This is a genomic window from Phaeovulum sp. W22_SRMD_FR3, from assembly GCF_052113705.1.
Lineage (GTDB): Bacteria > Pseudomonadota > Alphaproteobacteria > Rhodobacterales > Rhodobacteraceae > JBGQOG01.
Window position 1 is genome coordinate 123,828 of sequence record NZ_JBGQOG010000005.1, and the last position, 12,381, is coordinate 136,208.

At 64.2% G+C, this 12,381-nt stretch carries 12 protein-coding genes; 8 read left to right on the top strand and 4 right to left on the bottom strand.

Going from position 1 to position 12,381, the window contains the following annotated elements; translation table 11 throughout:
• The first annotated feature begins 23 nt into the window (after positions 1-23).
• A complete protein-coding gene (paaZ, locus tag ACEN2S_RS08675) occupies positions 24-2,090 on the top strand; it encodes a phenylacetic acid degradation bifunctional protein PaaZ (RefSeq protein ID WP_441865040.1) in 2,067 nt (688 codons plus the stop codon).
• A gap of 6 nt (positions 2,091-2,096) precedes the next feature.
• On the top strand, positions 2,097-2,717 hold the full coding sequence (locus tag ACEN2S_RS08680) for an acyltransferase (protein WP_441865043.1): 621 nt from the start codon (positions 2,097-2,099) through the stop codon (positions 2,715-2,717).
• Here ACEN2S_RS08680 and ACEN2S_RS08685 read toward each other — a convergent pair.
• The 4 genes from ACEN2S_RS08685 to paaG all read right to left on the bottom strand — a co-directional run bounded on the left by ACEN2S_RS08685 (position 2,701) and on the right by paaG (position 6,014).
• On the bottom strand, positions 2,701-3,300 hold the full coding sequence (locus tag ACEN2S_RS08685; RefSeq protein ID WP_441865045.1) for a TetR/AcrR family transcriptional regulator: 600 nt from the start codon (positions 3,298-3,300) through the stop codon (positions 2,701-2,703). The two genes, ACEN2S_RS08680 and ACEN2S_RS08685, sit on opposite strands and share 17 nt — an antisense overlap.
• A 124-nt stretch (positions 3,301-3,424) precedes the next feature.
• Positions 3,425-4,735, bottom strand: a complete 1,311-nt coding sequence (paaK, locus tag ACEN2S_RS08690) for a phenylacetate--CoA ligase PaaK (protein WP_441865048.1) — start codon at positions 4,733-4,735, stop codon at positions 3,425-3,427.
• A gap of 29 nt (positions 4,736-4,764) precedes the next feature.
• Positions 4,765-5,190, bottom strand: a complete 426-nt coding sequence (paaI, locus tag ACEN2S_RS08695; protein ID WP_441865503.1) for a hydroxyphenylacetyl-CoA thioesterase PaaI — start codon at positions 5,188-5,190, stop codon at positions 4,765-4,767.
• Positions 5,191-5,219: 29 nt separating this feature from the next.
• Positions 5,220-6,014, bottom strand: coding sequence for a 2-(1,2-epoxy-1,2-dihydrophenyl)acetyl-CoA isomerase PaaG (gene paaG, locus ACEN2S_RS08700; RefSeq protein WP_441865051.1), 795 nt, complete (start codon positions 6,012-6,014; stop codon positions 5,220-5,222).
• A 116-nt stretch (positions 6,015-6,130) separates the two neighbouring features.
• On the opposite strand from paaG, the gene paaN reads away from it, so the two are divergent.
• The 6 genes from paaN (at position 6,131) to ACEN2S_RS08730 (ending at position 12,380) form a co-directional block, all read left to right on the top strand.
• On the top strand, positions 6,131-7,780 hold the full coding sequence (paaN, locus tag ACEN2S_RS08705; RefSeq protein ID WP_441865053.1) for a phenylacetic acid degradation protein PaaN: 1,650 nt from the start codon (positions 6,131-6,133) through the stop codon (positions 7,778-7,780).
• 57 nt (positions 7,781-7,837) lie between these two features.
• The gene (locus tag ACEN2S_RS08710) at positions 7,838-8,983 is read left to right on the top strand and encodes an ABC transporter substrate-binding protein (protein WP_441865056.1); all 1,146 of its coding nucleotides are present in this window, start codon (positions 7,838-7,840) and stop codon (positions 8,981-8,983) included.
• Positions 8,984-9,072: 89 nt separating this feature from the next.
• Positions 9,073-9,945: a branched-chain amino acid ABC transporter permease gene (locus tag ACEN2S_RS08715; protein ID WP_441865059.1), complete on the top strand. Its 873-nt coding sequence runs from the start codon at positions 9,073-9,075 to the stop codon at positions 9,943-9,945.
• On the top strand, positions 9,945-10,904 hold the full coding sequence (locus ACEN2S_RS08720) for a branched-chain amino acid ABC transporter permease (protein ID WP_441865062.1): 960 nt from the start codon (positions 9,945-9,947) through the stop codon (positions 10,902-10,904). The genes ACEN2S_RS08715 and ACEN2S_RS08720 overlap by 1 nt, the downstream gene beginning before the upstream one ends.
• Entirely contained in the window at positions 10,901-11,692 is a 792-nt protein-coding gene (locus tag ACEN2S_RS08725; protein WP_441865065.1) for an ABC transporter ATP-binding protein, read from the top strand. The genes ACEN2S_RS08720 and ACEN2S_RS08725 overlap by 4 nt, the downstream gene beginning before the upstream one ends.
• Complete coding sequence (locus tag ACEN2S_RS08730) at positions 11,679-12,380, top strand: ABC transporter ATP-binding protein (protein WP_441865068.1); 702 nt, start codon at positions 11,679-11,681, stop codon at positions 12,378-12,380. The genes ACEN2S_RS08725 and ACEN2S_RS08730 overlap by 14 nt, the downstream gene beginning before the upstream one ends.
• Position 12,381: the final 1 nt, after the last annotated feature.

The following is a 12,381-nucleotide window of genomic DNA, read 5'->3' on the forward strand; positions in this document are numbered from 1 at the left end:
GCACCAGAGACAAAGGATACCCCATGAACGCTCCGGCCCGCCCCCCGCGCCGTCTTGAAAGCTATGTCTGCGGCAGCTGGACGCTTGGCGCCAAGGAAGGTCCGGCACTGCTGGATGCGGCGACGGGTGATCCGGTGGCCTATGTCGATTCCTCCGGCCTTGATTTTGCGGCAGTGCTGGAGCATGGCCGCCGCGCGGCCGGGCCGAAGTTGCGGGCGATGTCCTTCCACGACCGTGCCGGGATGCTGAAGGCGCTGGGCCTCGCGCTGATGGCGATGAAAGAGGAATTCTACGCCGAAAGCTTCCGCACCGGCGCCACGAGGCCGGATGGCTGGGTCGATATCGAGGGGGGCATCGGCACCATGCTGACCTTTGCCTCAAAGGGCCGGCGTGAGCTGCCCAACAGCCGGGTGCTGACCGATGGCGATGTTGAGCTGTTGTCCAAGGATAACTCCTTCAGCGCCCAGCATATATATTCGCCGCTGCAGGGTGTGGCCGTGCACATCAACGCCTATAATTTCCCGGTCTGGGGCATGTTGGAAAAGATTGCGCCGACGCTGCTGGCGGGTGTTCCCTGCGTGGTCAAACCCGCCTCGCAGACCGCGTATCTGACCGAGTTGGTGGTGCGCCGGATCATTGAGACCGGCATTCTGCCCGAGGGTGCGCTGCAACTGATTTGCGGCTCGGTCGGTGATCTTCTGGACCATGTGACCGGGCAGGATGCGGTGACCTTTACCGGCTCGGCCTGGACCGGGCGCAAGCTGAAATCGCATCCGGCGATTGTGGCAAATTCGGTGCGTTTCACGATGGAGGCGGACAGTCTGAACGCCGCGATCCTCGGCCCCGATGCGGTGGCGGGCACGCCGGAGTTCGACCTTTTCGTCAAGGAAGTCGCCCGTGAGATGACGTCCAAGGCCGGGCAGAAATGCACCGCCATCCGCCGGGTGATTGCGCCGCGCGCGCAACTGGAGGCGCTGACCGCGGCGCTGCGCGACCGTTTGGGCAAGACCGCCCTGGGCCTTCCCGATGCGGAGGGGACCCGGATGGGCCCCCTTGCCTCGTATGAGCAGCGCAACGAGGTGCGCGACCGTATCCGCGAATTGCAGGCCGTGGCCGAGATTGTGGCGGGCGATCCGGATGCGGTGACGCTGCGTTCCGGCGATGCGGCGAAGGGGGCCTATTTGAACCCGGTCCTGCTCTGTGCGGACCGACCCTTTGCTGCCGCTGCGGTGCATGAGGTTGAGGCCTTTGGCCCGGTGGCGACCTTGCTGCCCTATGACGATCTGGGCGAGGCGACCGAACTGGCGCGGATGGGCAAGGGCTCGCTGGTGTCCTCGGTGTTCACCGATGACAAGCGGGTGGTGGAAGAGGTGGTGCTGGGAGTCGCGCCGTTCCATGGCCGGGTGATGATTGGCAACCGGCTGTCAGCGAAATCCTCGACCGGGCATGGCTCGCCGCTGGCGGGGCTTGTCCACGGCGGCCCGGGCCGCGCGGGGGGCGGCGAGGAAATGGGTGGCATGCGCGGTGTCAGGCATTACATGCAGCGCACCGCCGTTCAGGGCGCGCCGCGGATGCTGTCGGCGGTGACCGGGCGCTGGATCGAGGGTGCCGACACGCAACAGGGCGTGCATCCCTTCCGCAAGTCCTTGGCAGAGCTGCAGATCGGCGATCAGCTGGTGACGGCCACCCGCGTGGTCACGCTGGAGGATGTCGAGCATTTCGCGCAGTTCACCGGCGACACCTTTTACGCGCATATGGATGCCGAGGCGGCAAAGGCGAACCCGTTCTTCGACGACCGGGTGGCGCATGGCTATCTGATTGCCTCTTTCGCGGCGGGGCTGTTTGTCGAGCCGAACCCGGGCCCGGTGCTCGCCAATTACGGGGTGGACAATCTGCGCTTTCTGACCCCGGTCTATTTCGGCGACAGCCTGCAGGTGCGCCTGACCTGCAAGGAGATCAATCCGCGCGCCAATGCCGAGCATGGCGAAGTGCGCTGGGACAGCCAGATCACCAACCAGCATGGGGCGGTGGTGGCGCAATATGATGTGCTCACAATGGTGGCCAAAGTCTGGCCGCCGGTGGCGGGATAAGCCGCGATGGGCCGCATCTACAGCTATGACGGCATCGTGCCGGTGATCGATCCCGGTGCCTATGTGCATCCGGAGGCGGTGGTGATCGGCGATGTGCTGATCGGGGCGGCCTGCTATGTCGGCCCGGGCGCGGTGCTGCGGGGCGATTTTGGCCGCATCGCGCTGCGGGCAGGGTGCAATGTGCAGGAAACCTGTGTCGTGCATGCCTTTCCCGGCAAGGATGTGGTGATCGAGGAGGAGGGCCACATTGGGCATGGGGCCGTGCTGCACGGCTGCCATATCGGGCGCAATGCCATGGTGGGGATGAATGCCGTGGTGATGGATGCGGCGGTGATTGGCGAAAACAGCATCATCGCCGCGATGGCCTTTGTGAAGGCGGGCCTGCAGGTGCCGCCGGGGATGCTGGCGGTCGGTTCGCCCGCCAAAGTGGTGCGGGCATTGTCGGCGGATGAAATCGCCTGGAAGCGGCAGGGGACCGGCATCTATCAGCGGCTGGCGCTGGAGGGGCGCGATAAAATCGCTCCGGCGCAGGCCCTGACCCGGCCAGAGGCTGACCGGCGCCGGGCCGAAGCCCCCGCCTATGACCCGCTGTTTCTCGAGCGGGCGCGGTTCAGCGAACGGCCTTGATCCCTTCGAGGATCAGCGTGGTCGCGACATCGGCATAATCCTCGCGGCTGATCCGGCCCCCGTCACGGAACCACATATACATCCAGTTCATCATCCCAAAGAGGGACATGGTGACCGGCGTCAGCAGTGGCCGTTCGGTATTGCTCAGCCCCGGATTGATCTGATCGAGCACGGTGGCAAACCGGCGCACGATGCCCCGTTCCATCGTCAGAATCTCGGCCTTCTGCGCATCCGACAGCGCGGCCGCGGCGTTCAGCTGCACCTTGTGCTGGTTGTCCGCGCCCCGGTAGGTCTCGAGCACCGCGCCCACCAGATGGCGCAGGCGGTCCGGCGGCGCGAGGGTGGCATCATCGGCGGCTTCGACCGCCGCATCCAGCTCTTCCAGATGCGTGATGATGATCGCGAAGATCAGCGCATCCTTGCTGGGATAGTAGTGATAAAGCAGCGCCTTTGAGACCTGCGCATGGGCCGCGATCTGCGACATGGAAGCTTTTTCCATGCCCTGATCGGCGAAAACCGCGGCCGCCTTGTCCAGGATGCCGCGTTGCTTTTCTTCAAAATCCTGTGCCCGCGTCCGAGCCATCTGGTCACTTTCCTGCTTGGAGGGGCGCGCTCTGCATCCCCCGGGGCTGCGCGCTGGCACGCGAAGCCATTGCCGCTTTAGCGGCTGCGGGCGATCCTGTCACGCCCGCAGCGCCATTCTCGCCTTACTCTTTCGGGCGGTTGTCCACCAAGCGTTTGGCCTTGCCTTCCGAGCGCGCCACGGAATTGGGATCCTTGACCTCAACCCGCGTCGAGACACCCACCACCGATTTGATGTGATGTGCCAGCTCCTTGGCCGAATGGGCGCGGGCGGCGGCATCCACATGATCTGCGGTGCATTCGACATGGACGGTCATGTTGTCCATCCGGCCGCTGCGGTTCAGCTCGATCTGGAAATGCGGCGCGAGGCCGCTGCATTTCAGGATCTGCTCCTCGATCTGCGTGGGGAAGACATTGACGCCGCGCAGGATGATCATGTCGTCGCTGCGGCCGGTGATCTTCTCGATCCGGCGCATGCTGCGGGCGGTGCCGGGCAAAAGCCGCGTCAGATCGCGGGTGCGGTAGCGCACCATCGGCAGACCCTCTTTGGTCAGCGTGGTAAAGACCAGCTCGCCCATCTGACCGTCGGGCATGGCCTCGCCGGTGACCGGATCAATGATTTCGGGGTAGAAATGGTCTTCCCAGATGTGCAGCCCGTCCTTGGTCTCCACGCATTCCTGTGCCACGCCCGGGCCCATCACCTCGGAGAGGCCGTAGATGTCGACGGCGTGCATGTCAAAGGCCTGTTCGATTTCCTCGCGCATCGCATTGGTCCAGGGTTCGGCGCCGAAAATGCCGACCTTGAGCGAGGATTGGCGCGGATCAAGGCCCTGACGGCGGAATTCATCGAGAATCGACAGCATGTAGGACGGCGTCACCATGATGATGCGCGGCTTGAAGTCGTGGATCAGGGTCACCTGCCGTTCGGTCATCCCGCCCGAGATCGGCACCACGGTGCAGCCCAGCCGCTCGGCGCCATAATGCGCGCCAAGGCCGCCGGTAAACAGGCCATAGCCATAGGCATTGTGCAGGATGTCCCCGGGCCGGCCGCCTGCGGCGCGGATCGAGCGGGCGATGAGGTTTGCCCAGTTGTCGATATCCGAGGCGGTATAGCCCACGACGGTCGGCTTGCCGGTGGTGCCGGACGAGCCATGGATGCGCGCCAGCTTGGTCTGCGGCACGGCGAACATGCCAAACGGATAGGTGTCGCGCAGATCCTGCTTGGTGGTGAAGGGGAATTTGACGATGTCACGGAGGGTCTTCAGATCCTCGGGATGCACGTCATGTTCGATGAACTGCTTGCGATAAAAGGGCGAATTCTCGAACGCATGTTTCAGCGAGCGCTTCATGCGGTGAAATTGCAGGGCCTCGATTTCGTCGCGAGAGGCGATTTCAATCGGGTCGAGATCCTGTTTGCGCGGGGTCAGATCTTCCATGGTTTCCTCCCTTGGAATGGCGGTGCCGGTCAGTCCGGCAGATGAGTGCCCTTGACGCTGCGTGAATGGCCGCGAAATTCGGCCACATGCGCCCCGTCCTGGGTGGTGATGCGGATGTCGTAAATGCCCGAGCGGCCACGGCGCGACACTTCGGTGGCGGTGGCGGTCAGCCGGTCGCCGATGCGCACCGGAAGCAGATAGCTGACGCTGCAGTGCTGCGCGACGGCCAGTTGGTTATAGCTGTTGCAGGCAAAGGCAAAGGTGCTGTCGGCGAGGGTGAAGATATAGCCGCCGTGACAATTTCCGTGGCCGTTGGACATGGCCTCGGTGATGGTCATCGACAAGACGGCTGTGCCGGGGCCGATGTGGTCCAGCGTCATTCCCAGTCTCTGGCTGGTGCTGTCATTGTTCCACATGGCGCGGGCGCAAGCCTCGGCCATCTCTTGCGGCGTCATCCCGGCGGCGGATCGGAGGGTTTCGGTGCTCATTCTCCGCGAAACTCCGGGTTGCGCTTTTCAAGGAAGGCTGTGACGCCCTCGGCATAATCGGCGCTGCGGCCTGCGGTTTGCTGGCAATCGCGCTCCATGTCCAGCTGCGCGTCAAGGCTGTTGGTCGTGGCGGCCTGAATCAACCGTTTGGTCATCCCGAGGCCCAGCGTGGGCCCGGCGGCCAGTTTCATGGCCAGTGCCGAGGCCTCTGCCATCAGCTCGGCATCCTCAACGGCTTTCCAGATCAGCCCCCAGTCGGCGGCCTGTTCCGCCAGCAGCGGCTCGGCGGTGAGGGTCAGCGCTTTGGCGCGCGGCTCGCCCAGAATGCGGGTCAGGCTCCAGGTGCCGCCAGCGTCGGGGATCAGGCCGATCTTTGAGAACGCCTGAATGAATTTTGCCGATCGTGCCGCCAGAACGATGTCGCAGGCGAAGGCGATATTGGCGCCCGCCCCGGCTGCCACGCCGTTCACCGCGCAGATCACCGGTTTTTCCAGCGCGCGGATCAGGCGCAATGTCGGATTGTAGAAGGTTTCCAGCGTATGGCCGAGATCCGGCGCGGGGCCGCCCTTGCGCGGGTCGCGGTCGCCCAGATCCTGGCCCGCGCAAAAGCCGCGTCCGGCGCCGGTCAACAACACCGCCCGCACGGCCGCATCATCATGCGCGCGCCGGATGCCATCGCGAAGCGCCAGATGCATCTCTTCGTTGAAGGAATTCAGCTTTTCGGGGCGGTTCAACGTCAGTGTCAGCACACCGTCGGCCAAGGCCGACAGAACGGTTTCCGAACGGGTCATCTGTTTCTCCCTTGCCGTCATGTTTTCGACGGCCCTCGCAGAATCTTGTTGCATAAACCGACCGTCCGGTCAATGATAAAGCCTGTCGGGAGAGGAGACCCGATGGGGGAGATGCTATGACCGACCTGTTCACCCGTCACGGGCCTATGCTGCGCGCTGCTCTTGCGGCCCTCCAAAGCCGTGAATTCTGGACGCCGTTTTCCGAGATTCCGAGCGGCAAGGTCTATGGCGAGACCGCCAAGGCGGAGGCCGAAGCCGCATTCGCGGCGCTGCAGGGCCGGGCCTTTGATCTGCCGGGTCATCCCGAATCGCGGCGGCTGGGGCAGGAGCAGTCTCCCTATGGGTTTCCGCTTGGCATTGACTATCCCGCCGCCGCGCCCGCGGCCTTGGTTGCCGCATCGCAAGCGGCAGCCCCGGCCCTCGCCGCGGCGGCTCCCGAGCGGCGGGTCGGGATCTGTCTGGAGATTCTGGTCCGGCTGAACCGGATGAGCTTTCTGATGGGCCATGCGACAATGCATACCACCGGGCAGGCATTTGCCATGGCCTTTCAGGCGGGCGGACCCCATGCGCAGGACCGTGGGCTGGAAGCCGTGGCGATGGCCTGGTCCGAGATGACCCGTTTCGCCGATGCCGCGCGCTGGGAAAAGCCGCAGGGCAAAGCGGCGCCACTGGTGCTCGAGAAGCATTGGACGCTGGTGCCTGCGGGCATCGCGCTGAGCATCGGTTGCAATACCTTTCCGACATGGAACAGCTATCCCGGCATTTTCGCGAGCCTTGCGACCGGCAATCCGGTGATCGTGAAGCCGCATCCCGCCGCGATCCTGCCGTTGGCGCTGACCGTGCGCGTCGCGCGGGAGGTTTTGGCAGAGGCGGGCCTGCCCGCCGATGCGGTGCTTTTGGCGGTGGATGCACCGGGGGCCGAAGTGACGCAGGCGCTGGCCGTGGATCCGGCGGTGAAGCTGATCGACTATACCGGCTCGAACGCCTTTGCCGATTGGCTGCGCGATCATGCCCGGCAGGCGCATCTTTTCACCGAAGAGGCCGGGGTCAACAGCGTGGTGATTGCGGCCTGCGACGATTTCGACGGGATGTGCAGCAATCTGGCCTTCTCGCTGGCGCTCTATTCCGGCCAGATGTGCACCGCGCCGCAGAACCTCTATGTGCCCGCCGGTGGGATCGAGACCGATCAGGGGCACAAGAGCTTTGACGCCGTGGCACAGGGGGTGGCCGATGCCATTGACGTGCTCCTGTCTGATCCGGCGCGGGCGGCGGGCGTTTGTGGCGCCATCGCCAATCCCGCGACGCTGCAACGGCTTGATGCGGCGCGCGGCCTCGGCCGGATGATCCGCGACAGCGCGCCAGTGGGCGCGGGGCGCAGCGCGTCGCCTTTGCTGCTGGCGCTGGAGGCGGGCGATCCTGCGTCTGAAGCCGAGTGTTTTGGTCCGGTGGCCTTTTTCGTGGCCACCAAGGATGCCGAGGAGGGCATCGCCCGCGCGAGCACCCTTGCCGCGCAGAAAGGGGCGATCACCGGCGCAATTTATGACACCGATGCGGCCCGGATCCTGCGCGCGGTGCAGGCCTTCGCCGGTGCCGGGGTGAACCTCTCGGTGAATCTGACCGGCAATATCTTTGTCAACCAATCGGCGGCCTTCAGCGATTTTCACGTCACCGGCGGCAATCCTGCCGGCAATGCCAGCCTGACCGATACCGCCTTCGTCGCCCCGCGCTTTCGCCGCGTGATGTGGCGGCGGCAACTGCGTGCCTGATTTCAACACCGCATTCTGCCGGAGGAGGAGAATGCATATGCTCTGGGAGGAGATACGATGAAAAAGACCCTCACGACGACCACGCTTGGCCTGATGGCCGCGTTGGGCCTGTCCACTGCGGCGCAGGCCGAGATCAAACTCGGGGCGTCGATTTCCGCCTCGGGCCCTGCGGCTTTCCTCGGTGATCCCGAAGCAAAGACGCTCGAGATGCTGGTCGAGGCGCTGAATGCAGAGGGCGGCATCAACGGCGAAAAGATCGAGCTGGTGCTCTATGACGACAATGGCGACCCGAACAAGGCGCGCACCTTCGCGACCCGTCTGGTCGAGGATGATGAGGTTGTGGCGATCATCGGGGGCACCACCACCGGCACGTCGATGTCGATCCTGGCCGTGGCCGAGGATGCCGAAGTGCCGTTCATCTCGCTCGCCGGGGCCATCGACATCATCCAGCCGGTGAAGCCCTACACGTTCAAAACCCCGCACACCGACCGCATGGCCTGCCAGAAAATCTTCGAGGACATGCAAAAGCAGGGCTATACCAAGATCGGCATGATTTCGGGCACCGACGGCTTTGGCGCCTCGATGCAGGCGCAGTGCAAATCGGTGGTGGCGGATTACGGCATCGAGGTGATCGCCGACGAGACCTACGATCCGAAAGACGCCGATATGACGGCGCAGCTGACCAAGATCCGCAACACCGACGGCGTGCAGGCCGTGCTGAACCCCGGCTTTGGCCAAGGCCCGTCGATTGTCACCCGCAACTACAAGCAACTGGCGATCGAAGTGCCGCTCTACCAATCGCATGGTGTGGCCTCGGATGGGTTCATCGACCTTGCGGGCAAAGATGCGGCCGAAGGCGTGCGTCTGCCGGGCACCGCGCTGCTGGTTGCGGATATTCTGGCCGATGATGACGCGCAAAAGCCCGCAGTGACTGCCTACAAGGCGGCGTTCGAGGCGAAAACCGGCACCCCGGTCGGCACATTCGGCGGCTATGCCAACGACGCCTTCCTGATCATGACCGATGCGATGAAACGCGCGGGCAGTGAAGATCCGAAAGCCATCCGCGACGCGATTGAGGCCACCTCGGGCCTCGCGGGGACCACCGGGATCTACACCTTCAGTGCCGAAGATCACCTCGGCCTCGATCTCTCGGCCTTCCGCATGCTGGAGATCAAAGACGGGAAGTGGACCCTCGTCGACTGATCTTCTTTCAGGTCTCCCCCCCCCTTCCGGGGCGGGGGAGGCGCTGCGATCCGCCGCTGATCCCGTCCCGCATCCGAGCCGGAGGCCCCATGTCGGAACTTCTTCAATTCCTGTTTTCCGGGGTGACCGTGGGCGCGGTTTACGCGCTCGTCGCCCTCGGCTTCACGCTGATCTACAACGCCTCTGATGTGGTGAATTTTGCCCAGGGCGAATTCGTCATGCTGGGCGGGATGATCACCTGGGCTGGCCATGCCGCAGGCCTGCCGCTGCCGCTTGCGGCGCTGCTGGCGATCGTGCTGACCGCAGCATTGGGGGTGGCGATGTACAAGATGACCATCGAGCCCGCGCGGGGCGCGCCGGTCGTGTCGCTGATCATCATCACCATCGGCGCTTCGATCTTTATCCAAGGTGCGGCGCAACTGATCTTTGACAAACAGATCCACAGCTTCCCCGCCTTCTCCGGCGATGCACCGATCCGTATTGGCGGTGCCACGATCCTGCCGCAGAGCCTTTGGGTGATCGGCGGCGCGCTGGCGGTGTTTGTCGGGCTGTGGCTGTTCTTCACCCGTACGCTGATGGGCCGGGCGGTGCTGGCCACCTCGAACAACCGGATGGCGGCGCAATTGGTGGGGATCAACACCAATTTTGTGATGACGCTTTCCTTCGCACTGTCGGCGGGGATCGGGGCGCTGGCGGGCGTGCTGGCCACACCGATCACCCTCACCTCCTATGGCGTCGGCATCGGCTTTGCGTTGAAAGGCTTTGCCGGGGCGATGCTGGGCGGGATGGGCAACCCGAAAGGGGCGCTGATCGGCGGTTTCCTGATCGGGCTGATCGAGGCGCTGACCGCAGGCTATTTCTCTTCGCAATACAAGGATGCGGCGGCCTTTGTCGTGATCCTGATGGTGTTGTTTTTCATGCCACAGGGCCTGTTTGGCCGCAAATCCACGGACCGGGTGTGATGATGAAAATGACCCCGAAACGCGCGACGCTGATGGTGCTGCTGGCGCTGATCCTGCTGTCGCCGCTGCTGTTTCCTTCCGGCTATTACTACCGCGTCGGCGCGCTGATTTTCGTCAATGCCATCGCGGTGACCGGCATTGTGATCCTCACCGGTTATGCCGGGCAGATCAGTCTGGGCCATGCGGGCTTTTCCGGGATCGGCGCCTATGCCTGCGCGCTGGCGCCGGTGCATTTGGGTCTGCATCCGGGGCTGGCGGTCTTTCTGGGCGCGGGTATTTCCGCGCTGCTGGCCTATCTCGTGGGGCGGCCGATCCTGCGGCTGAAGGGCTATTATCTCGGCGTCGCGACGCTGGGTTTTGGCATTCTGGTCTCGATGGTGCTGAACAACGAGCGCGCGCTCACGCGCGGCCCCGATGGCATCGACGTGCCGGATCTGGGCCTGCGCGGCCTGTTGAAAGACTGGGGGCTGAACCTGTCGAATGGCGAATTCTGGTATTTCTTCTGCGGCTTGTGTCTGCTGCTGGGCGCCTGGCTGGCGCTGAACCTCTATGCCAGCCCGACCGGCAGGGCGCTGCGCGCGCTGCATGGATCGGAAGTGGCGGCGCGCACGGTGGGCGTGGATGTGGCGCGGCTGAAGCTGCAGGCCTTTGTGATTTCGGCGGTCTACGCCTCGGTCGCGGGCTCGCTCTTGGCGCTGCAAAACAAGTTCATCACCCCCGATGTGGCCGGTTTCATGCATTCGATCGAGATGGTGACCATGGCGGTTCTGGGCGGCGTTGGCTCGGTTCTGGGGGCCATCTTCGGCGCCGCGATCCTGACGCTCTTGCCGCAGGTCCTGACCGTCTTTGCCGAATACGAACAGATGGTGCTGGGGCTGGTGATGGTGCTGGTGATGATCTTCCTGGGCGAGGGCCTGTTGCCCTCGATCCTGCGCAAGCTGAGGGGGAAGGGCGAATGACCCTGCGTGACGACACGAAAACCCTGCTGTCGATTGAGGGGCTGGGGATTGCCTTTGGCGGTCTGAAGGCCGTGCATGATGTCAGCTTTGCGGTGAAACCGGGCGAGATCGTCTCGGTCATCGGGCCGAACGGGGCGGGAAAGACCACCTTGTTCAACATGATTTCCGGCGTGTATCAGCCGGGATCGGGGCGGGTGCGTCTGAACGGCGAAGAGGTGACCGGCATGGCGCCGCATCTGCTGGCCCGCCGCGGGATGAGCCGAACTTTTCAGAACCTGCAGATCTTTCAGTCGATGACGGTGCTGGAAAACGCGGTAACCGGCTATCATCTGCAGGAAAGCGGTGCGGTCCTGGCCGATCTTCTGGGTCTGCCCGCCTCCCGCCGCCGGGCGCGGGCGGCCGAAGCCGGGGCACGGCAGTTGCTTTCGCGGGTCGGGCTGGAGCGCGCGGCGGAGCGTGAGGCCGGGAATCTGTCCTATGGCTCGCTCAAGCGGCTCGAGATTGCGCGGGCCTTGGCGCTGAACCCGAAGGTTCTGCTGCTGGATGAGCCTGCGGCGGGCTGCAACGCGGTGGAGACCGAAGAGATCGACCATCTGATCGCCGAGGTTGCCGCCTCGGGCGTGGCGATCTTGCTGGTCGAGCATGACATGAAAATGGTGATGCGGATATCGAACCATATCGTGGTGCTCGACCATGGCGAAAAGATCGCCGAGGGCGATCCGGCCATGGTCAGTCAAAATCCGGCGGTCATTGCCGCCTATCTGGGGGCCGAACATGCTCACGGTTGAGGGATTGCGCACGCGCTATGGGCGCATTGAGGTGCTGCATGGCATCGATCTGACGGTGGATGCCGGAGAAATCGTCGCCGTGGTGGGGGCGAATGGCGCGGGGAAAACCACGCTGTTGCGCTGTCTGTCGGGCCTGCAGCCGGTCTCGGGCGGCAGCATCACCTTTCGCGGTGAGGCGCTGGTGCCCGTGCCTGCCCATCGGCGGCTTGGCCGGGGCCTTGCGCAATCGCCCGAGGGGCGGCAGATCTTCACCAACCTCTCGGTTGAAGAAAACCTGCGGTTGGGCGCGTTCTTGTTTGACGATGACCGGGTCGGGAAGGACATGGAAGATGCCTTCCAGATGTTCCCGATCCTGAAGGAAAAGCGCAATCTGGCGGCGGGGGGCCTGTCGGGCGGTCAGCAGCAGATGCTGGCAATGGCGCGGGCGCTGATGGGGCGGCCCTCCTGCCTGTTGCTGGACGAGCCGTCGATGGGCCTCGCCCCGATCATCGTCAGCCAGATTTTCGAGGTGATCCGCGGCCTGAAAGCCCTGGATGTCACCGTGCTTTTGGTTGAGCAGAACGCCTTTGGCGCGCTCAAGATCGCCGACCGCGGCTATGTCATGGAAACCGGCCGCATCACCATTTCGGGCGCCGCCGAGGCGCTGATTGCCGACCCCCGCATCCGTGCGGCCTATCTGGGAATATGAC